The sequence below is a fragment of the Kineococcus sp. AC630 genome (assembly GCF_979255925.1).
Map to the genome: position 1 here is coordinate 25,432 of NZ_CEEDMJ010000032.1, position 20,126 is coordinate 45,557.

Annotated in this window: 25 protein-coding genes; 16 read left to right on the top strand and 9 right to left on the bottom strand. The window is 71.9% G+C overall.

Annotation, left to right across the window (positions count from 1 at the left end; all coding sequences use genetic code 11):
* Nucleotides 1–5: 5 nt before the first annotated feature.
* Nucleotides 6–1,349 (bottom strand): 3-phosphoshikimate 1-carboxyvinyltransferase, encoded by a 1,344-nt coding sequence (gene aroA / locus AC0I8G_RS23375; protein WP_471732091.1) that lies wholly within the window; start codon nt 1,347–1,349, stop codon nt 6–8.
* A gap of 74 nt (nt 1,350–1,423) precedes the next feature.
* A complete protein-coding gene (locus AC0I8G_RS23380) occupies nt 1,424–1,954 on the bottom strand; it encodes a DoxX family protein (protein WP_328292329.1) in 531 nt (176 codons plus the stop codon).
* A gap of 76 nt (nt 1,955–2,030) precedes the next feature.
* Here AC0I8G_RS23380 and AC0I8G_RS23385 point away from each other — a divergent pair, with 76 nt between their 5' ends.
* Genes AC0I8G_RS23385 through rsrA form a run of 3 tightly spaced genes read left to right on the top strand, consistent with a single transcriptional unit; the run spans nt 2,031 to nt 3,919 of the window.
* Entirely contained in the window at nt 2,031–2,849 is an 819-nt protein-coding gene (locus tag AC0I8G_RS23385) for an SOS response-associated peptidase (RefSeq protein WP_471732092.1), read from the top strand.
* Between the two features lie 36 nt (nt 2,850–2,885).
* Nucleotides 2,886–3,656 carry a sigma-70 family RNA polymerase sigma factor gene (locus tag AC0I8G_RS23390; protein ID WP_380161411.1) on the top strand — a complete coding sequence of 257 codons (771 nt, stop codon included), beginning with the start codon at nt 2,886–2,888 and terminating at the stop codon, nt 3,654–3,656.
* Nucleotides 3,653–3,919, top strand: coding sequence for a mycothiol system anti-sigma-R factor (rsrA, locus tag AC0I8G_RS23395; protein ID WP_328292326.1), 267 nt, complete (start codon nt 3,653–3,655; stop codon nt 3,917–3,919). The genes AC0I8G_RS23390 and rsrA overlap by 4 nt, the downstream gene beginning before the upstream one ends.
* 81 nt (nt 3,920–4,000) lie before the next feature.
* Here rsrA and AC0I8G_RS23400 read toward each other — a convergent pair whose 3' ends face one another.
* The gene (locus tag AC0I8G_RS23400) at nt 4,001–4,075 is read right to left on the bottom strand and encodes a 50S ribosomal protein bL37 (RefSeq protein ID WP_375791718.1); all 75 of its coding nucleotides are present in this window, start codon (nt 4,073–4,075) and stop codon (nt 4,001–4,003) included.
* 117 nt (nt 4,076–4,192) lie between these two features.
* Between AC0I8G_RS23400 and AC0I8G_RS23405 the strand changes: the two genes are divergently transcribed.
* Nucleotides 4,193–5,344 (top strand): type IV pilus twitching motility protein PilT, encoded by a 1,152-nt coding sequence (locus tag AC0I8G_RS23405; protein WP_471732093.1) that lies wholly within the window; start codon nt 4,193–4,195, stop codon nt 5,342–5,344.
* Here AC0I8G_RS23405 and AC0I8G_RS23410 read toward each other — a convergent pair.
* Nucleotides 5,341–5,781 carry a nuclear transport factor 2 family protein gene (locus AC0I8G_RS23410; protein ID WP_471732094.1) on the bottom strand — a complete coding sequence of 147 codons (441 nt, stop codon included), beginning with the start codon at nt 5,779–5,781 and terminating at the stop codon, nt 5,341–5,343. The genes AC0I8G_RS23405 and AC0I8G_RS23410 overlap by 4 nt on opposite strands.
* 126 nt (nt 5,782–5,907) lie before the next feature.
* Between AC0I8G_RS23410 and AC0I8G_RS23415 the strand changes: the two genes are divergently transcribed.
* A complete protein-coding gene (locus tag AC0I8G_RS23415; protein ID WP_471732095.1) occupies nt 5,908–6,504 on the top strand; it encodes a TetR/AcrR family transcriptional regulator in 597 nt (198 codons plus the stop codon).
* 38 nt (nt 6,505–6,542) lie between these two features.
* Here the strand turns inward: AC0I8G_RS23415 and AC0I8G_RS23420 are convergent, their stop codons facing one another.
* Together AC0I8G_RS23420 and AC0I8G_RS23425 are read right to left on the bottom strand one after the other, a co-directional pair.
* A complete protein-coding gene (locus AC0I8G_RS23420; protein WP_471732096.1) occupies nt 6,543–7,262 on the bottom strand; it encodes a maleylpyruvate isomerase family mycothiol-dependent enzyme in 720 nt (239 codons plus the stop codon).
* Nucleotides 7,259–7,417: a hypothetical protein gene (locus tag AC0I8G_RS23425; RefSeq protein ID WP_328292320.1), complete on the bottom strand. Its 159-nt coding sequence runs from the start codon at nt 7,415–7,417 to the stop codon at nt 7,259–7,261. The genes AC0I8G_RS23420 and AC0I8G_RS23425 overlap by 4 nt, the downstream gene beginning before the upstream one ends.
* A 101-nt stretch (nt 7,418–7,518) precedes the next feature.
* Here AC0I8G_RS23425 and AC0I8G_RS23430 point away from each other — a divergent pair, with 101 nt between their 5' ends.
* Nucleotides 7,519–8,523 (top strand): GlxA family transcriptional regulator, encoded by a 1,005-nt coding sequence (locus AC0I8G_RS23430; protein WP_471732097.1) that lies wholly within the window; start codon nt 7,519–7,521, stop codon nt 8,521–8,523.
* Nucleotides 8,520–9,386, top strand: coding sequence for a YihY/virulence factor BrkB family protein (locus AC0I8G_RS23435; protein WP_471732098.1), 867 nt, complete (start codon nt 8,520–8,522; stop codon nt 9,384–9,386). Before AC0I8G_RS23430 ends, AC0I8G_RS23435 begins: the two co-directional genes overlap by 4 nt.
* On the opposite strand, the gene AC0I8G_RS23440 is transcribed toward AC0I8G_RS23435, so the two are convergent.
* Nucleotides 9,373–11,499, bottom strand: a complete 2,127-nt coding sequence (locus tag AC0I8G_RS23440) for a methyl-accepting chemotaxis protein (protein WP_471732099.1) — start codon at nt 11,497–11,499, stop codon at nt 9,373–9,375. The genes AC0I8G_RS23435 and AC0I8G_RS23440 overlap by 14 nt on opposite strands.
* A 42-nt stretch (nt 11,500–11,541) precedes the next feature.
* Nucleotides 11,542–12,060, bottom strand: coding sequence for a DinB family protein (locus tag AC0I8G_RS23445; RefSeq protein ID WP_471732100.1), 519 nt, complete (start codon nt 12,058–12,060; stop codon nt 11,542–11,544).
* A 65-nt stretch (nt 12,061–12,125) separates the two neighbouring features.
* On the opposite strand from AC0I8G_RS23445, the gene AC0I8G_RS23450 reads away from it, so the two are divergent.
* The 3 genes from AC0I8G_RS23450 to AC0I8G_RS23460 are packed head-to-tail and all read left to right on the top strand — an operon-like array spanning nt 12,126 to nt 13,933.
* Nucleotides 12,126–12,974, top strand: coding sequence for a DUF3626 domain-containing protein (locus tag AC0I8G_RS23450; RefSeq protein ID WP_471732101.1), 849 nt, complete (start codon nt 12,126–12,128; stop codon nt 12,972–12,974).
* Complete coding sequence (locus AC0I8G_RS23455; RefSeq protein WP_471732102.1) at nt 12,937–13,305, top strand: bleomycin resistance protein; 369 nt, start codon at nt 12,937–12,939, stop codon at nt 13,303–13,305. Before AC0I8G_RS23450 ends, AC0I8G_RS23455 begins: the two co-directional genes overlap by 38 nt.
* Before the next feature lie 40 nt (nt 13,306–13,345).
* Nucleotides 13,346–13,933, top strand: coding sequence for a hypothetical protein (locus AC0I8G_RS23460; RefSeq protein ID WP_471732103.1), 588 nt, complete (start codon nt 13,346–13,348; stop codon nt 13,931–13,933).
* Here AC0I8G_RS23460 and AC0I8G_RS23465 read toward each other — a convergent pair.
* Complete coding sequence (locus tag AC0I8G_RS23465; protein WP_471732104.1) at nt 13,911–14,180, bottom strand: hypothetical protein; 270 nt, start codon at nt 14,178–14,180, stop codon at nt 13,911–13,913. The genes AC0I8G_RS23460 and AC0I8G_RS23465 overlap by 23 nt on opposite strands.
* Before the next feature lie 134 nt (nt 14,181–14,314).
* On the opposite strand from AC0I8G_RS23465, the gene AC0I8G_RS23470 reads away from it, so the two are divergent.
* The 6 genes from AC0I8G_RS23470 to AC0I8G_RS23495 all read left to right on the top strand — a co-directional run bounded on the left by AC0I8G_RS23470 (nt 14,315) and on the right by AC0I8G_RS23495 (nt 19,882).
* A complete protein-coding gene (locus AC0I8G_RS23470) occupies nt 14,315–15,232 on the top strand; it encodes an EthD domain-containing protein (protein ID WP_471732105.1) in 918 nt (305 codons plus the stop codon).
* Nucleotides 15,233–15,801: 569 nt separating this feature from the next.
* Nucleotides 15,802–16,962 (top strand): glutathione-independent formaldehyde dehydrogenase, encoded by a 1,161-nt coding sequence (locus AC0I8G_RS23475; RefSeq protein WP_471732110.1) that lies wholly within the window; start codon nt 15,802–15,804, stop codon nt 16,960–16,962.
* A gap of 1 nt (nt 16,963) precedes the next feature.
* Nucleotides 16,964–17,536 carry a type 1 glutamine amidotransferase domain-containing protein gene (locus AC0I8G_RS23480; RefSeq protein WP_471732106.1) on the top strand — a complete coding sequence of 191 codons (573 nt, stop codon included), beginning with the start codon at nt 16,964–16,966 and terminating at the stop codon, nt 17,534–17,536.
* The gene (locus AC0I8G_RS23485; protein ID WP_471732107.1) at nt 17,533–18,024 is read left to right on the top strand and encodes a hypothetical protein; all 492 of its coding nucleotides are present in this window, start codon (nt 17,533–17,535) and stop codon (nt 18,022–18,024) included. Before AC0I8G_RS23480 ends, AC0I8G_RS23485 begins: the two co-directional genes overlap by 4 nt.
* The gene (locus tag AC0I8G_RS23490) at nt 18,021–19,196 is read left to right on the top strand and encodes a zinc-dependent alcohol dehydrogenase (RefSeq protein WP_471732108.1); all 1,176 of its coding nucleotides are present in this window, start codon (nt 18,021–18,023) and stop codon (nt 19,194–19,196) included. Before AC0I8G_RS23485 ends, AC0I8G_RS23490 begins: the two co-directional genes overlap by 4 nt.
* A gap of 71 nt (nt 19,197–19,267) precedes the next feature.
* Nucleotides 19,268–19,882, top strand: coding sequence for a DUF1345 domain-containing protein (locus tag AC0I8G_RS23495; RefSeq protein WP_471732109.1), 615 nt, complete (start codon nt 19,268–19,270; stop codon nt 19,880–19,882).
* The last annotated feature ends 244 nt before the right edge of the window (nt 19,883–20,126 follow it).

Consider the following 20,126-nt stretch of genomic DNA (forward strand, 5'->3'; position numbering starts at 1 on the left):
GGGGCTCAGGCCGGGGCTCCCGCGAGCATCGACGCCCACATGCCCGGGAAGTCCGGCAGCGTCTTGCGCGTGGTGGCGATGTCCTCGACGAGGACACCCGGGACGGCGAGGCCCAGCACGGCGCCGGCGGTGGCCATCCGGTGGTCGGCGTAGGAGCGGAACACCCCGCCGTGCAGCGCACGCGGGCGCACCAGCAGCCCGTCGAGGGTCTCCTCGGCCTGCCCGCCCAGGGCGTTCACCTCGGTGACCAGGGCCTTCAACCGGTCCGTCTCGTGCCCGCGCAGGTGCGCGATGCCGCGCAGCCGGGTGGGGGAGGAGGCCAGCGCGGCCAGGGCCGTGATCACGGGGGCGAGCTCACCGGCCTCGTGCAGGTCCAGGTCGATCCCGTACAGCTCGCCCGTGCCCTCCACGACCAGGCCCTCGCGGTCGAGGTTGACCTCGGCGCCCATCTGGTCGAGCACGTCGCGCAGCAGGTCACCGGCCTGAGTCGTGGACTGCGGCCACCCCGGGACCCGCACCCGGCCGCCCACGGCGGCCGCGGCGGCGAGGAACGGCCCCGCGTTGGAGAGGTCCGGCTCGACCTGCACGTCGAGGGCGTTGATCTCGCCCGCCTCGACGAACCAGCGGCCGGGCGTGGCGTCGTCGATGACCACCCCGACGTCGCGCAGCACCTCCACGGTCATCCGGACGTGCGGCTGGCTGGGGATCGGCGGGCCCTCGTGGACGACCTCGAGACCCTCCCGGGTCCGGGCGCCCATGAGCAGCAGGGCCGACACGAACTGGCTGGAGGCGGAGGCGTCGATGCGGACCGTGCCGCCGCGCAGACCACCCGCGGGGCCCTGGACGCTGAAGGGCATCAGCCCGTTCCCGCCGTCCTGCACGAGCGCCCCGAGCTGACGCAGCGCGTCGAGCACGGCGCCCATGGGACGCTCCCGCGCGCGCTCGTCCCCGTCGAAGTGCACGGGGGTGGAGGCCAGCGCGGCGACGGGGGGCAGGAAGCGCATGACGGTCCCGGCGAGACCGCAGTCGATGCGCGCCCCGCCCGTGACGGGGCCGGGTCGGACCACCCAGTCACGGGGGTCCACCCCCTCGACGTCGCGACCGCCCTCGACCACGTCGGTCCCGAGCAGGCGCAGCGCGTCGGCCATCAGCAGGGTGTCGCGGGAGGCCAGGGGGTCGCGCAGCAGGGACGGGCGTTCGGCCAGGGCCGCCACCACGAGGTAGCGGTTGGTGAGGGACTTCGATCCGGGCACGCTCACCACGGCGTCCAACGGGCCGGCGGCGGTGGGCGCTGCCCACAGCTCGTCCTCGGGTGGGTTGCTCGGGTCGTCCTGGGTCACGGGGAGCATCCTCGCAGTCCCCGGCGACCCGCGGCCACGACCTCGCGGACGGGGTCGTGGCCGAGGGGCGGGCGGGTTCGTGGTCAGCCGAGCTTCGCGGCCGCGAGCTGGACGTCGAGCTTGCCGACCTCGACCGCGTGCACGGCCTCGCGGGCGGCGAGCTTGGCCAGGCGCTGGGCGTCGCGACCGGCGCGCTTGCCCCGCCACAACGCCCCGGGCTTGCCGGCGGTGTCGACGGCCGCGAGCAGGGCCGCACCGAGCAGCCCGACGTCGGTGAGGAAGTCGTCGAGGACCTCCGCCCGGACCGCCTTGTCCTTCTCGGACCAGAACGGGTGGTTCACGTACGCGCTCGGGGCCGCCGTGAGGGCCAGCACCGTCGAGGCGAGGCGCGGGGCCCGCCCGAGCGCGAACAAAACACCGGCGCCGGCCATGGCCGCGCCGTTGAGGCGGACCAGCAGGACCGGGTCGTCGGGCAGGCGCAGCGGGCCCGCCACGCGGTGCACCAGCGGCTCGGCCGACGGGGCGAGGTCCTGGGCGTGCCGGACCTGGTCGATCCCGTTCTTGATGAAGATCGCCGCCAGCATCGGACGGGCTACTCGTCGCACCACAGTCATGGGAGTTGCCTACCGCACTGCGGTGATCACCGCGACCGCGGGGCCGGTGTCGGAGCCGCGTGCCAGGGTGTGTGGCATGTGCGGTCGATACGCCCTGCGGAGAGACGTCGACGACCTCGTGGCGGAGTTCGAGGTCGACGACGACACGGTGTCCGGCTCCGAGCAGGTGGTCACCCTGTCCACCAACATCGCCCCGACCACCACGCCCCCCGTGGTCCTCGAGCGCTTCCGCAAGGACGAGGAGGACGCGCCGCCGACGCGCTCGTTGCGGGCGCTGAGGTGGGGACTGGTGCCGAGCTGGTCCAAGGACGCCACGGGTGGGGCCCGGATGGTCAACGCCCGCGTCGAGTCCCTCCTCGCCAAGCCCGCGTTCGCCAAGGCGGCGGCCGCCCGGCGCTGCCTCGTCCCGGTCGACGCCTGGTACGAGTGGCAGACCAGCGAGAGCGCGAAGGGCGGGGACGGCAAGCCGCTGAAGCAGCCGTTCGCCGTCGCCAACGCCGACGGGTCGGTGCTGTCGCTGGCCGGGATCTACGAGTTCTGGAAGGACGACACCAGGGCCGCGGACGACCCGGCGCGCTGGCTGGTGTCCTTCGCCATCGTCACGACGGCGGCCGAGGCCGGTCTGGACCGCCTGCACGAACGGATGCCCCTCGTCGTCCCGCGCGACCTGCGCGACGCCTGGCTGGACCCCTCCCTCGACGACCCGGAGGAGGTGCAGGCCCTCCTCGACGCCGTCCCGCACGACCTCTTCCTCGGCGGCACCCTCGACGCGCACCCCGTCTCGCGCCGGGTCGGCAACGTCCGCAACACCGACGACGACCTGCTCGCCCCCGTCCCGCCGGCCGAGCTCGAGGGGGCGGTGGACCTGCGGACGGGTGAACTGCTCGGGGTGTGACGGAATGCTCACCCGGGTCCTCGCGTTGATCCGGACATGTCGTTCGCACCACCTCTCGAGCCTGCGCGCCGGGTCGAACCGCGCGTCAGGCAGCGCCCCAGTGCCGGTCCGCCGACGCGTCGTGACGTCCGTGGCCGCCGGGCCGCGAGCGGTGCCCCCGCGCAGGGCCTACCCTCGAACGCGATGACCGAACAGACCGATCGGGCTCCGTCCGAGGAGAGCACCGACGAACGCGCAGCGCGCTTCGAACGCGATGCGCTGCCCTTCCTCGACCAGCTCTACTCCGCAGCCCTGCGCATGACGCGCAACCCCGCCGACGCCGAGGACCTCGTCCAGGACGCCTTCGCGAAGGCCTACGGCGCCTTCCACCAGTTCACGCCGGGGACGAACCTCAAGGCGTGGCTGTACCGGATCCTGACGAACACCTACATCAACACGTACCGCAAGAAGCAGCGCGAACCGCAGCAGTCGCACGCCGACGAGATCGAGGACTGGCAGCTCGCGCGGGCCGAGTCCCACCAGTCGACGGGGCTGCGCTCGGCCGAGACCGAGGCGCTGGAGCACCTGCCGGACTCCGACGTGAAGCGGGCCCTGCAGCAGGTGCCGGAGGACTTCCGGCTGGCGGTGTACCTCGCCGACGTCGAGGGCTTCGCCTACAAGGAGATCGCCGAGATCATGGGCACGCCGATCGGGACGGTCATGTCCCGGTTGCACCGGGGCCGTCGACTGCTGCGGGAGCTGCTGCGCGACTACGCCGTCGGTCGTGGCGTGTCGGGTGCCGTACCGGAGACGGAGGGAGCGTCGTGAGCGCCTCGGAACCGAGCACGTCGGAACTGGGTCACTGCCGGGAGGTCCTCGAGCGGGCCTTCGAGTACCTCGACGGTGAGATGGCCGAGCTCGACTGCGCGCACCTGCAGGCCCACCTCGAGGAGTGCGCCAGCTGCCTGGCGCAACTGGCCGAGGACGAGAAGCTGAAGCAGGCCATCCGCGCCGGGTGCCCGTGCGAGGAGGCCCCGCAGGCCCTGCGCGCGAAGATCCTGGTGCAGATCACCGAGGTCAGCGTCCACTGACGCCCGGCCCGTACCCCGGCACGTACGACGAAGGCCCCGGACCGTTCGGTCCGGGGCCTTCGTCGTACGTGAGCTGCTCGCTCAGGCGTTGGGGCGCTTGCCGTGGTTCGCGCCGTTGCCCTTGCGCGAGCGGCGCTTGCGGCCTCGCTTGCTCATGAGCTCCTCCTCCATCGCTCGGTGGGTACCCGGCGAACCGGGCGTCTGTTCGTCGTCCATCGTCCCACGGGGTGAGGGGTGCTCAAGGTCGCGCCCGCGAGACCCGATGCCGCAACGGTGACGATCACGCAGGGGACCGACGCCGGCACGACGAGCGAGCAGGCGGCGGGCCACGTCGCGGCACCCGTGGAGCCGCTCATCACGCCGTACCTGCGCGCTCTCGTCGACCTGCGCGGTTCCGACCTGCACTGCAAGGCCGGTTCCCCGCCCCGGATCCGCATCGACGGCCGGTTGCGGGCCCTGCAGGCCCCCGTCCTGACCCCGGACGTCACCGAGCGGATGCTCGAGCAGATCCTGCGCGCCGACCTCATCGAGGAGTTCGCCCGCACCAACGAGGCCGACTTCGCCTACAGCCTGCCCGGTGGCGCCGGTCGGTTCCGCGTCAACGCCTTCCGCCAGCGCGGCTCCGTCGGGCTGGTGCTGCGTCGCGTCGCGGCGCAGGCCGTTCCCCTGGCCGGGCTCGGCGTGCCGCCCGTCATCGAGCAGCTGGCCCTCGAGCACCGCGGGCTGCTGCTCGTCACCGGCCCCACCGGCTCGGGCAAGACGACCACGCTGGCCGGGATGATCGACCACATCAACAACGTGCGCGAGTCCCACATCGTGACCATCGAGGACCCGATCGAGGTCCTGCACACCGACAACCGCTCGATGATCAGCCAGCGCGAGGTCCGCCTCGACACCGCCGACTTCGGGACCGCGCTGCGGGCCGCGATGCGTCAGGACCCCGACGTCATCCTCGTCGGGGAGATGCGTGACCAGGAGACCGTGAAGGCGGCGCTGTCCGCGGCCGAGACCGGTCACTTCGTGATGTCGACCCTGCACACCATCGACGCGGCGGAGACGATCTCGCGCATCATCGACTTCTTCCCCCCGCACGAGCAGAAGCAGGTCCGCCTGGCCCTCGCGGGTTCGTTGCGCGGCATCGTCTGCCAGCGGCTGGTCCCGCGCGCCGACGGGGCGGGTCGGTGCGTCGTGATGGAGATCTGCGTGAACACCGGTCGCATCGCCGACGCCATCGCGGACCCGGACAAGACGAACCTCATCACCGACCTCATCCGCGAGGGCCAGTACTACCAGATGCAGACGTTCGACCAGCACCTCGTGACGCTGGTCCGCGACGGCGTCGTGACCCTGGAGGACGCCCAGATGGCCGCCTCCAGCCCGCACGACCTCGCGGTGGAGCTGCGCCGCCTGGGTCTGGTCGCCTAGTCCTCCTGTCGCTGCTGCCCGTTGCCCGGGGGGACGACGAGCCGCCGTGCGACGCGCCAGCCTCCCGGCTCCCGGCGCAGCACGTCGTGGTGCACGACGGCGGTCAGGGTCCGGTCGGCCATGAGCATGAGTCCCTTGGAGTCCACGGCCACCTCGTCGCCGTCCTCGGCCCCGCTGTCCGCCCCGCTGTCCACGCCACCCCGGTCGAGCACGACCACGTTGCTCACGTGGTGGGAGACCGGGCCGTGGGCTCCCAGCTGCCGGGCCACCTCCCGCGCGGCGTCGATGCCGTGGATCACCGGCATCCCCACCGCGCTCATGTCGTAGACGACGTCGGAGGTGAAGACGGTGTCGATCTCGTCCAGCCTGCCCTCGTCGAAGACGTGGCCCACCGAGCTCAGCGTCTCGGTGATCGCCCAACGGTCCGCGGTGTCCATGGTCCGTCCTCCCGTTCGTGCCGGTTCCCGATGACCCGACCGCTCCGATGGTACTCAGTACCAAACTGAACGCAAGCCCTTCGTGAACGCGAGACCGTCAGGGTCCCGGTGCTCTACGCTGCGCCGATGACCTCGGCCTCCTCCCTCGTCGAGCGCAAGCAGCGCGCGGCCCGCGAGCGCATCGTGCGTGCCGCGGCGGAACTCTTCGCCGAGCGCGGCTTCGACGACGTGTCGGTGTCCGACATCGCCGAGCGGGCCGAGGTCGGGCGGACGACGTTCTTCCGGCACTTCGGCGACAAGCAGGAGGTCGTCTTCGCGCGGGAGGAGGCGCTGTTCGACGCCCTCACCGCGGAGAACCTCGACCCCGTCCCTCCCGGCGGCCGGTCCGCGCGAGGTGCCGTCCAGGCGCTCCAGCCCCTGGTGCTGCGCCTGTGCGCGCACGTCTGCGAGGACCCGGAGGAGTACCGCCGCCACGAGCGGCTGGTCGAGGGACACGTGGAACTGCGGGGACGCAGCGCGGTGAAGGCCCAGCTCATCGCCCGGCGGCTGGGGGTGCTCCTGGCCGAGAACGGGTGGAGCGAGGACACCGCCGCTCTCGCCGGACAGCTCGCGTCGGCCTGCTGGGCGACGGCCCGCGCGTACTCCGACCGCCCCGAAGACCTCGTGGAGGGCACCCGTGCGGCGTTCGAGCAGGTCCTCGGTCTCGGCGTGGACGCGCCCTGACCCTGTCGTGTCGTCGAGGTGGGGCCCGCGCGGCGACCTCAGGGCGTGAGGCGCCCGGCGAGGAGCTCCGTGGCCCGCGCGGCGTCGCCGGTCACGACGAGCCCGGCCCCTGAGAGGTCGCTCCGTCGCCACAGCAGCCGCAGGAGGTCGGCGTCGGCGCCCGCGACGGCGGCGACCGGCGGACCGTCGCCGAGCACCCAGCGCCGGGAGCCCAGCAGTTCGACGCTGACGGTGGCGGCGGGGGTCCGGCCGAGCCGGACCTGGCGCGGGTGCAGCGTGTCCAGGACCTCCTCGACGGCGTCGGCCACGACCTCCGGTGGCCCCCACCGCGGCAGGTCGCCGGCGTCGGCCAGGTCCCAGGTGTGCACCAGCGTCTCGTGCAGCTGACGACGGGCCCAGTCCCGCCGTCGCCCGGCTCCGGTGAGGGTGCGGCAGGGCCGGTCGGGATCCTCGTCCAGGACGGCGAGCAGGTCCGCGGCGGCCGCGCGGTACTCCTGCGCGGCATCGCGCGCCACCGGCGGGTCGGCGTCGTCGGGCACGTCGTCGGGCACGTCGTCGCCGCCGGGTGCCGTGCGCGACATGGCCACGGCCCAGCGGTGGACGCCGGTCAGGTGGGCCGTGAGGTGCGCGGCGTCCCAGTCCGGGCAGCCGGGAACCCGGGCGGTGGGCTCGACGTGGCGGAGCAGCGCCAGGAAGGTCGCCTGGGTCTGCGCCAGGGCGGCCCGGTGGTCCAGGGGCACGATCGTGTCGACGCTCACCGGTCGGCACCGGGGTGGTCGGCACCGGGGTGGTCGAGGGGACCCTCCGGCGACCACTCCCGCGAGCGGCGGCTGTCGACACCCCAGCGGGGCGCCAGGACGGCGAGGGCGACGAGGACGAGGAGCACCACCAGGGCGGTGAGGTCTGTGGACACGGCTCCAGCGTGCTCGGCGCGACCGCAGCCGCCGAGTGGCAGCTCTGCCGACGTTCGTCCAGATCCTGCCAAGCCGTCCGAAGGCTGGCAGACTGCCCGCCATGGGTGTTCCGGGTGACCTCCACGACGTGGCCGTCGTCGTCGGTGAGGGGTTCTCGGCCTTCGAGTTCTCGGTGGCCTGCGAGGTGTTCGGCATCGACCGGACCGAGGAGGGCGTTCCCGCCTTCCGGTTCGCGGTGTGCACGGAGGGCGCCGGCCCGGTCGGTTCGCGCCAGGGTTTCAGCCTCACCGCCGACCACCGCTTCGACCGTCTCGACGCCGCCGACCTGATCATTGTCACCCCCACCAAGGCCCACCGCGGCCCGGCGGGGGAGGCGCTGCACGAGAGGCTGTACGCGGCGATCGACCGCGGGGCGACGGTCGCGAGCTTCTGCAGCGCGGCCTTCGTGCTCGCTCACGCCGGGTTGCTCGACGGGCGCCGGGCGACGACGCACTACCGCTACGCGGCCGAACTCGCGCAGCGCTTCCCGCTCGTCGAAGTGGTGCCCGACGTCCTCTACGTCGAGGACGGTCCGGTCGCGACGAGCGCCGGGACCTCCGCCGGCATCGACCTGTCGCTGCACCTGGTGCGGCGTCACCACGGGAGCGCCGTCGCGACGGCGATCGCGCGCCGGATGGTCGTCCCGCCGCACCGCGACGGTGGCCAGGCCCAGTACCTCGAGGCTCCCGTCCGGGCCTGCGGCGACGAGTCGCTGCAGAACGCCCTGACCTGGGCCGTGGCGCACCTCGACCAGGACATCGACGTCGCGGGCTGGTCGCGGACGGCGACGATGTCGGCCCGCACCTTCGCCCGCCGCTTCCGGGCCGAGACGGGAGTCACCCCGCACCGGTGGTTGCTGGAGCAGCGGGTCTCGGCGGCGCGGAACCTGCTGGAGGACGGTGACGAGACCGTCGACGAGGTCGCCCGCCGCTGCGGGTTCGGGTCCGCGGCGATGCTGCGTCAGCACTTCCTGAGACTCGTGGGGACGACCCCCACGGCCTACCGGCGCACCTACCGCGGGTCCCGTTCGCCCGAAGCCGTCCGCCTCCTCCCGGCCGGCGCGTGAGGCGCTCCCGGGCGGGCAGCTGGCTGAGAGCGCTGTTCGCCGACGTCCACACGCGCCTGCAGGGCCACGACCTGTTCCTCATCTCGGCGGGCGCGACGTTCTACGCGTCGATGGCGCTCGTCCCCTCGCTCGTCGTCGTGGTGCGCCTGCTCGCGGCGCTGATCGGCGCGGACCGGGTCCTCGACCTCGCCGACTCCGTCGGACGTGCGCTGCCCTCGGCCCAGGGCGCCGGCGACGTGGTCCGCGGCCTCGCCGCGACCGCCGTCCACGTCGGGTGGTTGCCGGTTCTCGTCGCCCTCATCCCGGCGACGGTCTACGGCGAGGGGCTGCGCCGGGGTTTCGCCCGCGTCAGCGTCCGCTACCCCGAACCCGCCCCGCCGGCGGTGCGGGGCAGGACCGGGGCCTGGCGGATCCGGGTGAAGGCGCTGCCGCTGCTGCTGCTGGCGCCCGTGGGTTTCCTCGCGGTGCTCGAGGTCGCGCCGTTCCTGGTCCGGTTGTTCGGATCCGGGATCCCGGGGTCGACGCTCGCGGTGTACATCGCGCTGAACGTCGACTGGCTCGTCGTGTCGCCCGTCCTGGTCTACGTCTACCGGGTGCTCGGGCCGGTGCGTCCCGGGTGGTGGGCGGCGGTGTGGGGAGGGTTCTCGACCGGGGCGTTCGTGTCGGGGTTCCTGCAGGGCTTCGTGCTGTTCCTGGCGATCCCGGTCGACCTGGGTTCCCCGTTCGGCGGTTACACCCAGGTCGGTGCGGCGGTGGCGGTGTGCCTGTGGTTGTGGGTGTTCACCGCGCTGACGATCTACGGCTACGCGCTCACGCTGGAACTCCAGCGCCGCCGCAGCCGGGAACTGGTCAGCGCAACGTGAACTGACGCACCTGCTCGTCCAGGGTCCCGGCGACCGCGGCGAGGTCGTCGACCTGGCTCCGGACCGAACGGACCTCCTCGGTCGTGCCCTGGACGGCCCCGGCGGTCCCCTCGAGCGCGACCGCGATCCCGCTGGACCGTTCCGCCGCGGCGTGCAGGGTCCCGCTGACCGAGGTGGTCGTCGCGAGCTGCTCGGCGACGGCCGCGGCGATGGTGGCCTGCAGCCCGTCGATGTGCGCGATCGTCTCGGAGATCCGGGCGATGTCGGAGCGGACGGCCGCCGCCTCCGCCTGCACGGCGTTCAGGGTCGGGGCGATCTCCTCGGTGGCCTGCGCGGTCTGGCGGGCCAGTTCCTTGACCTCGTCGGCGACGACCGCGAATCCTGCACCGGCCTCCCCGGCGCGGGCGGCCTCGATGGTCGCGTTCAGCGCCAGCAGGTTCGTCTGCGCGGCGATCGCGGTGATGGTGCGCAGGACGTCCGCGATCTGCTGCGAACTCGCCCCGAGCCGTTCGACGGTGCCGGTGGCGGCGTGCGCCAGCTGCACCGCGTCGGCCGCGACGACGGTCACGGTGCTGGTCGTCGCGGACACCTCGTCCGCGGCCGCACGCAGCTGTTCGACGGCGTCGGAGACCTCGTGGACCCCGGCGGAGACGGACGTGGCGTCCCCGGTGACCCGGACGATCTCCTGCGCGGTGGAGTCGGCCGCACCCGCCAGCCGGTCGCCGGCCCCGTCGAGGGCACCCGCGGCGCCGGTGACCCGGGCGGCGCCGGAACTCATCGCGCTCAGCGCGTCGCGGACCGCGCCGGTGGCCTCGTCCAGCGCCCGACCCATCGCGCCGAGTTCGTCGTCGGCGTGCGCGGTGCCGGGTTCGAGGACCTCGGCGGAGAGGTCGCGGCCGGCGACGCGGCGCAGGACCTCGGTGAGCCGGCCGATCCGGCGGACGAGCGTGCGGGCCATCGCCGCGATGACGCCGGCCATGAGCAGGGCCACCACGATGCCCAGCACGATGGTGTTGCGGACCAGGCTGTGCCCGCCCGCGGTGATGCGGTCGGTGACCGCGGCGGTGTCGGCGTCGGGCAGCCAGCTGGTGATGACCCAGTTGTAGGCCGGGTAGCGGGAGAGGCCGACGGTGTAGCCCCCCGAGTCCAGGGTCACGTGCTTCGTCGTGAACTCCCCGGCCGGCAACCCCTTCGCGGTCGCGAGCAGGTCCTTGACGTACGGCTCGCCGTCGGCGTCGGTCGCGTCGGCCATGGCGTCACCGTCCTGGCCGCCCTTCGGCGCGACGACCGCGGTGCCGCTCGAGGCGGCCCCGTCGGAGAACACCGCGTAGTAGCCGGAGGAACCGACCGTCGACCCTGCGAGGGCGGCCCGCAGGTCGGCCGTGACGTCGGCCTGGGGCAGGCCGACGAAGACCGCGCCGACGACCTCGTCGCCGACCTTCAACGGTTCGTAGACGGTGACGTACGGCTTGTCGACGACGGTCGCGGTGCCGTGGTAGGTCTCCCCGGCCAGCAGTGCCTTGACGACGGCGTTCTGGGCGCCGTCGGCGTTCGTGGCCGGGATGTACGTGCCGATGGCGCGGGACCCGCTGGTGCCGACGACGGTCGTGGCGACCCGCAGCATGTCCCCGGCGTCGTTCATCTTCTGGAACACCGTCGTCGCCGCACCCGTCAGGCGGGCCGCTTCGTCCAGACCCGGCACCGTGGCCGCGGGGTCTGCCTGCTGACCGAGCCACGTGCCGCCGAACTCCAGGCGGGGCAGCGTGACCGACGTCTTGTCCTTGGTGGTCTGGTTCGTGGCCGTCCAGGTGGCGGTGGCCCCCAGCGACGTCGCCCCGTGCTGCGCGAGGCGGTCGGTCGTGACGCGCAGGTCGGAGTCCAGCATCGACTGCACGGCCGAGGCCTGGGTCGCCACGGTGGTCTGGACCTGGGTCCCGGCGTCGTGCAGCGACTGCTCCGACAGCGTGCCCACGTCGGCGGCGGTGTCCCGCGACAGGCCACCGACCTGCACCGCCGACAGGGCGCTCATCAGACCGGCGGTGACGACGACGGCACCCACACCCGGCAACAGCAGCTGGGAGCGCAGGGTTCGGGGTCGGAAGGAGAAGGCCACGTGGTCTGATCGGCGGCTGGAGTTGAGGACTTCAGTCCCGATTCAGAAGACGTCGGTCGTGAACTCCCGGTGATCACCGGTCCGCCCGTCGACCAGTTCGCGCACCAGGTCGACGTGACCGGCGTGCCGGGCGGTCTCCTCGATCATGTGGATCAGGACCCAGCGCATCGTGACGCGGTTCCCGTTCCAGGACGTCCCGCGTTCGGTGACCTTGATCTCCCGGATGGCCTCGTCGGCCGCGGCACGGGCCCGCTCGTAGTACGACAGGACCCCCTCGGTGGTCTCCCACGGGTGGATCCGCCAGTCGGCCTGCGGGTCCTCGTCCAGCACCTCGGACGGGATCTCGTCGCTGGGGCGGCCGAACGTCGAGCAGAACCAGCTGTACTCCGTCGAGGCGAGGTGCTTCACCGTCCCGAGCAGCGTCGTGTCGGAGCCCACGACCCGCCGTCGCAGTTGTTCGTCGTCGAGGCCTTCGAGCTTCCAGAGGACCGCCTCGCGGTGACGCTGCAGGCTGGCCACCAGACTCGGCTTCTCTCCCGCGGTGTAGGGAACGAGCGTCATGCCCAGGAATCTACGAGACGGCCCGGAGCTGGGCCACCGGTGCCGCGTCGGGGGACCATGACCGAGTGGACGGACCCGCCGGGAGAGCGCTCGCGCACGTGCGCAGCCTCGCGCGCGGTGGACCTCTCGACCCCTCGGTGCGCGTGACGGTGCACTTCCACCCCGACCGCGACGCCGGTGGGCGCAGCACCTTGCAGGCGTTGCTCGACGACGGCGCCTACCTGTCCCAGTTCGCCACGGGCACCTCCAACGGCGGGCTCACCGCTCACCCCGGCGGGGAGCGGTGGACCTGGGAGAGCCGCCTCTTCGGCGCCGCCTACGACGACGCGCCGCCCACCGCCCGACCGGTCTACGGATCGCTGAACCACCGCTCCCGCCCCGCGGGGGGATCCGTCCGGTTCGGGTCCGCGCACCTGCGGCTGAGGCCCGAGGTGCTGGCGCGCACCACCTTCTGCTTCCCCGACTCCGCCGCGGAACCGGACGACGTCGGGGTGCGCGAACGGTGCGACCTCACGGCGCTCGCGGACACGTCCGGACGCGACGTCCTCGACGACTACGTCGAGGCCCACGTGCACGGGGGTCTGCGCCTCGACCGCGACGTCGAGGCGCTGGTGCTCGACCCGTCGTTCACCGGCGAGACCCGCGGGTTCCCCGCACCCGTCGAGCGGCACCCGGGGTTCGCGCTGTCCCGCAGCGACTTCTCCCGTCCCGAGGTCCGTGCGTTCCGGGGCCCCGAGGTCGCGGCGGTGGGCGCGTCCCTGGCGGCGGTGGTGGACCCGACCGTCATCGGCGCCGCGAGCTGGACGGGTGAGCACGACGGGCAGACCCTGAAGCGGGTCTGGCACTGCGTCGCGCGGTTCGGGTACAACGGAGACCATGGCCGACCGGGCGCTGCCGAACCTCCCGTCCCGTGACCTCGACGCCACGGTGGCGTTCTACGGTGCGTTCGGTTTCGAGGTGGCGTTCCGCGACGAGGGCTGGTTGATCCTGCGCCGGGGCGAGGTGCAGCTGGAGTTCTTCCCGTTCCCCTCGCTGGTGCCTTCCGAGAGTTCGTTCCCGTGCACGATGCGGGTGGCCGACGTCGACGCGCTCTGGTCGGCCATCGCCGCCTCCGGAGTGCCGCAGACCCGGCGAGGCATCCCGCGCCTGGTGCCCGTCGAGCAGCAGACCTGGGGGTTCCGCTCCGGGGCTCTCATCGACCTCGACGGGACGCAGCTCACGCTCATCGAGGACGCGAACGGGTGATCCTGGTGAGGGCCCGAGCCGTGGCTGCCGAAGGGTCAGGGTGGGCTACGACATCATCCTCGCGCCACGTCCCGAGGACGAGGACGCGGCTCGCTGGCTCCCCCTGAGCCCTGCCCGTCTCGAGCAGTGGGCGTGGATCGAGGCCGAGGTCCGGCGGACCGTCCCCGGCCCGGTCCAGTCGAACTCCGACGATGCCATCGCTCAGCTGCACTTCCTCGACACCGGGTTGCTGGTGAACCTGTTCGCGGAGGACGCCCTCGTGGCGTTCCCGCCCCCCGGCGAGGAGGGTGACGCCGAACTCCAGCAGCACGTCCGCGCTGCGGTCACGGCGGTGGCACGGGGAACGGGCTGGCCCGCGTGGGACCCGCAGACCGGCGCGCCGTTCGACGGTGTGGTCCGCAGCCACGTTGAGCTCGAGGCGGCCCGGAACCTCGCGGCCGAGCAGCGCAGCCTCCGCGGCCGCTTCTGGCGGTGGCTGGTGTGCGGCATCGTCCTCTTCTGCCTGTCGCTGCCGGGAGTCGTCCTCGGACTGCACTCGTGGCGGAACGTGGGTGTCGTCCTGGGGCTCCTCTACGTCGTGAACGCCCTCCGGTTGCGCCGTCGACTCACGTCTCCACCCGGTAGGTGAGCGACAGTTCGTCGCCCGGCCGGCCGCGGATCCCCCAGTCGTGGCGTGGGGTCTCGACGATGGTGTACCGCTCGCTGCGGCCCTCCGGCGTGGGGAAGTCCTCGGCCGACAGGGGGAAGAAGCGGTGGAACCGCTTGGTCACCGGGAGACCGAGCACGTCCACCGCTGCGGCGTGCAGGGTGTCCGACAGGCTGGATCGCAGGGGACGCAGCACGGTGTCGCGGCCGTAGACCTTGAACTGGGCCACGGGGATTCCTCTCTGGACGTTCAGGCGGCCATCGCGAGGTCGCTCGCCTGCCGGCCGGACTTCCGGCGCTCGGGCAGGGTGAGGTGTCCCAGTGCGACGTGCGAGGCCGCGGTGAGCGGGGTTGACTCCACCTCGTGCCCAGCTCGTCAGGAAGCCACCCGGACCACAGCTCGCGTGACGAGGCGATCCGCGTCAACACCTACACCACGGTCCTGCGCCGAGACGTCGTCCCCCACGCGGACTTCGCGAACTACTGGCGCGACGTCCACGGCCCGCTCTGCTCGCGCCTACCCGGTCTGGGCTGGTACGTGCAGCACCACTTCCACCGTGAGCAGGACGGGCACCTCTGGCCGGTGGTCGAAGGAGCAGAGCCTCTGCCCGGTTACGTCCTGGACGGGGCCGTGGAGATCGGTTTCGCCTCCGCCGGCGAGCAGCAGACGTTCCAGGACGCCAGCCCGCTGCTGTTCAGCGACGAGCAGAACATGTTCGCGGAGACCCTGGCCTACGACCTACCTGCAGGGTCACGCACCCTGCTGGACCAGCGCCGCGACCCGACCCCGAACGGTCCCGAACGCCAGGACCGTATGCACGTCCACTTCAGTGCCCAGCCCGGCGCGCGCAGCGACCTGGGCGCCGCCGTGCGTGACGTTCTCACTCCGGCCCTGCTCGCGGAGGAGAACCTGACCGGTCTGCGCGTGCACGACCTCTCGACCCGTGAGGCCGACGCCGACCAGCCGCCAGCGCCCAACGTCGCCCACCACGCCGGCCCCGGACGACGGGAACTCCTGGTCGCCGAGATCGCTTTCACCGACCCGCTGGCCCGTCGGCGGGCGCTGCAGAGCGAACCGGTGCAGCAGGCTCTGCGCTCCGTCGCGGCTACGGTCGAGCACGTCACGGCCTTCCCGGTCAGTGGCGTCTACACGTTCGTGCGTGATGGGCGTCTGACCGCGGCGGGGTTGCGGGGGAGTAGAGCGGCGGAACTGATCACCCGTCTGGCGGCTACGAACCAGCTCACTCCGGAGGTGGAGGGGTTGTTCACGCGTGGGGGTTAGCTGAACGTTCACGCGACCTCGGTGAACAGTGACCTCGCTCGACAGTGACCTCGTGCGCGTCGTCGTGGCGCTGTCGTCCGCAGCGACGGCGACAGGCAGCAGCTCACTCGCGTCGCCCATGCGTCTCGACGTGATCGGCGTCGTCATCGCCCGGGAGAGGCTGAACCGATGTGCCCGACACCGCAGCCCAGTGAGTGGCAACCGAGGTGGCCCGTGGGACCTCCTGCGCGCCTCGCCCGGTGGTGTCGTCGCTCCCGCTGCGCTGAGCATCGAGTCGGCGCCAGGTGCTGATCGTCTTCGAGCTCACCCCAGGATCGTTGGAACCTCGGCCACCGCTTGGCCGGATTCGACCAGGTCCAGCACCTTGCGACGGAATTCTGCGGAGCATCCACGTCCCGCAGGCACTGCTCATGGATTCCAGGGGCCACAGTCTCCAGCGATCGGACTCCGCGGAACGTGGGGCACACGGGATCGGCAGAACTACCAATAGCGCCGCGCGTGCCGCCTGAGTGCAATGGGCAGGACCGCTCGAGCGTTGGGCAGGGCGGCTACGCAGCGAGGGAGGCGACATGAAAGCGGTGGTCTACCAAGGGCCGCGGCAGGTCAGCGTCACGGACGTCCCGGACGCGCGGATCGAGCGTCCTACGGACGTGGTGGTGCGGATCACGTCGACGAACATCTGTGGCTCGGACCTGCATATGTACGAGGGGCGGACGGACTTCGAGCCCGGCCGCTCCTTCGGGCACGAGAACATGGGTCAGGTGGTCGAGGTCGGCGACGGGGTGGACAAGGTCGGTGTCGGTGACTGGGTCGTCCTTCCCTTCAACATCGCCTGCGGGCACTGCAAGAACTGCGAACGGCAGCTGACGAACTACTGCCTGACCGCTCAGCCGGAACCGACCATGGCCGGCGCCGCATACGGCTTCGCCGACATGGGTCCCTACGCCGGCGGTCAGGCCGAGTTCCTCCGCGTGCCCTGGGGCGATTTCAACTGCCTGCGGCTGGGCGAGGACGCCGAGCAGCGTCAGACTGACTACGTCATGCTCGCCGACATCTTCCCGACCGGCTATCACGCCACCGAGCTGGCGGGTGTGAAACCCGGTGACCAGACGGTCGTGTACGGAGCAGGACCCGTCGGGCTGATGGCGGCTCTCTCAGCGACCATCCGCGGGGCGAGCAAGGTCATGGTCGTCGACCGGCAGCCTGACCGGCTGCGCCTCGCCGAATCCATCGGTGCCATCGCCATCGACGACTCTGAGGTCGACCCCGTCCAGGCCGTCCTCGAGGAGACGATGGGGCTCGGTGCTGACAACGGCTGCGAGTGCGTCGGGTACCAGGCCCACGAACCAGACGGGCAGGAGCAGGCCAACCTGACGATGAACCGGCTGGTGGCCTCCGTGCGCTTCACCGGCAAGATCGGGAACGTCGGTGTCTTCGTACCGCAGGATCCCGGGGCGAGCGACGAACTGGCCAAGCAAGGCAAACTCGCCTTCGACTACGGCATGTTCTGGTTCAAGGGCCAGCACGTCGGTACCGGCCAGGCCCCCGTCAAGAAGTACAACCGGCAGCTGCGCGACCTGATCGCCGGCGGCAAGGCCGAGCCCTCGTTCATCGTCAGCCACGAGTTGCCCCTTGACCGTGCACCGGAGGCCTACGAGCACTTCGACCAGCGTGAGGACGGCTGGACCAAAGTGGTCCTGCACCCCCACACGGCGCAGGCGGTGGCTTGAGGTGGGCGGGACGCTGGACGGGCGCCGGATCGCCGTCCTGGCTGCCGACGGCGTGGAACGAGTCGAACTCGAGCAACCCGTCCAGGCGCTGGAGGAAGCCGGCGCCCGCACCGTCGTCGTCTCTCTGGCCGCCGGAGAGATTCAGGCGCGTGACCACGACCTGCAGTCGGCGGGCTCCTTCGGGGTCGACACGACGCTCGAGGGGGTCTCGGTGGACGACTACGACGCGTTGCTCCTACCTGGGGGAACGGTGAACCCTGACAAGTTGCGGATGGATCCCGCCGCGGTGCGGTTCGTGCGGGAGTTCGTCCAGTCGGGCAAGCCGGTCGCCTCCATCTGCCACGGTCCGTGGAACTTCGTCGAGGCCGACGTCGCGCGCGATCGCCGGCTCACCTCATGGCCCAGCGTGCGCACCGATCTGCGCAACGCGGGGGCCGAGGTGGTCGACGAGGAGGTCGTCACCGACGGCAACATCACCACGAGCCGGTCACCCGATGACCTGCCCGCGTTCTGCGAGCGCATCGTGCAGGAGTTCGCCGGGGCAGGTCAGTCCACGGAGGAGGTTCGCTCGTGAGTTCGCACAGCACGGTGTCGCCGCCGGTGTCCATCGCCGTTCGGGGCGGCGTCGCGGTCCTGCGGCGGGTCCGTTCCGTCCTCAGCCCGACCGGGAACGGGCCCGGTACGGCCGCCCCGTCGTCGGGGTGGCTCGCTGTCACTCTCGACCCGGAAGTCCCGGACGTGGACACCGCGCACTTGCCTACCCCTCTGGCGCGCTACGGCGAGCGGATCGAGGTCGCGACCCGCGCAGCCGCGGGGGGCAAGGGAACAGAACTCAGCGCCCGACTGCGCCACCAGCCCACCGGTGACGGCGCCGCCCACCGCCTGACCGGTGAGGACCCACAGGCCGACCTGCGGTCCGCGCTGCGCCGGGCCAAGCAACTCCTGGAGGTGGGCGAGGTGCTGGCCGTCGACCCGGCCCCGCACGGTGAACGGACGGCGACACCGGGAGGCCTCCTCGTGGAGGCCTGGACCCGGTCGGCCCCGACGGCAGGTGTGCGGTGAAGGCGGTGACCTGGCGCGGAGTGAACGAGATCGGCGTTGAGGACGTGCCCGACCCCACGATCCTCAACCGCGGCGACATCATCCTCGAGGTGGGACTGAGCGCCACCTGCGGTTCCGACTTGCACCTGATGGGGGGTTACGTTCCCGCCATGCGGGCCGGTGACGTGCTCGGCCACGAGTTCATGGGCACGGTCGCCGAGGTCGGCCCGGACGTGACGAAGCACCGCGTGGGCGATCGCGTCGTGGTGGTCTCCTTCATCAGCTGCGGGAAGTGCTGGTACTGCAAGCAAGGGCTGTACTCCCTCTGCGACAACGGCAACCCCAATCCCGGGATGACCGAGGCGTTGTGGGGACAGGCCATCGGCGGCTGCTTCGGCTACTCCCACGCGCTCGGCGGCTGGGCCGGCAGCCACGCGCGGTACATCCGCGTTCCGTACGCGGATCAGGGCGCGTTCACCATCCCCGAGGACGTCTCCGACGAACGGGCCCTGTTCGCCTCCGACGCCGCTCCCACCGGCTGGACGGGGGCTCACCAGGCCGGGGTCCAGCCGGGGGACGTGGTCGCGGTGTGGGGTGCCGGTGGCGTGGGTCAGATGGCGGCCCGCGCGGCCATGCTCATGGGCGCGGAACGGGTCGTCGTGATCGACCGCTACGACAACCGGCTGGAACAGGTCCGCACGCACATCGGCGCCGAGACCCTCGACTACGAGCAGGTCGACGTCGCTGCGGAACTGCGCGAGCTGACCGGGGGCCGGGGGCCAGACGTCTGCATCGAGGCGGTGGGGATGGAGGCACACACCTCCGGTCCCCAGCACGTCTACGACCAGGTCAAGCAGCAGTTGCGGTTGCAGACCGACCGGCCCGCCGCGGTGCGGGAGGCGATCTACGCCTGCCGCAAGGGCGGGACCGTCTTCACCCTCGGTGTCTTCGCCGGGCTCGTCGACAAGTTCCCCCTGGGAGCGGTGATGAACAAGGCGCTGACCCTGCGCGGGGCCCAGCAGCACGGGCACCGCTACGTCCCGGAGATCCTCGAAGCCATGAGCCGCGGGGAGGTGCGCACCGAACACCTCGCCACCCACGTCATGCCGCTCACCGACGGGGCGAAGGGCTACCGGATGTTCAAGGAGAAGGAGGACGGGTGCGTTCGGGCCGTGTTCCGCCCGGGCGCCTAGGGGTGCACGCCGACCGGTTGCTGTCCGTTCGACGTACGCTCACCAGCCTGGGGGTCGGCTTGGTCGCAGGCGTGGCGGTCGGCCTCCTCGCCGAGCTGCGGCTGCTGCCCCTGGTCAGCTGGACCGTGGCTGTCGCCGTCCTGCTCACGTGGGTCTGGCGCAGGTGTTGGCCTCAGGACTCCGTCGGCACCCGGCGCCTGGCCGAGGAGGAGCGGTCCACCCGTTCCACCGACGTCTGGCTCATCACGGCCGCGGTCGCCAGTCTGGCCGTGGTCGTGGTGGCTCTGCTGCAGTCCAGCGGCGCGAAGGACCCCGCGGCCGTCGCCTCGGTCCTGTTGAGCGTGCTGGGCGTAGCCCTGTCGTGGGCGTTGGTGAACACGGTCTACGCGTTCAAGTACGCCCGGCTGCACTACGTCGACGAACGGGCGCCCATGGGAGCAGGTGCAGGATCAGCGGCGGAGTCGAGCGGAGGCGGGGGCTTCGACTTCGACCAGGACGAGGCCCCCACCTACAGCGACTTCGCCTACCTGGCGTTCACCGTCGGGATGTCCTACGCCGTCTCCGAGGTCCAACCCACGTCCACGCGGGCGAGGAGAGTCGCGCTCGGTCACGCCCTGCTCTCCTACACCTTCGGGACGGGTGTTCTGGCGGTGGCCATCAACCTCGTCACAGACCTCGGCGGGTGAACCGAGGACACCTGATCCCCACTCGCTGCGAGGCTGGTGTCGCCGTCTGGACGGGTGGCATCATGGTGGCGCAAAGCAATGTATCCCTCTAGCCACAGGGGGTGACTGGAGCGGTTCGCCCGGACGTGTCGTCGACCGCTCGCTGAGGTACAGGCGTGGAGTGGTCCGGGTCTGCTGCACTGATCGGTGACAACCGAGCTGGCTTGCTCCCGAGCAGGCCTGGAAGGATGTCGCTGTGCCCAAG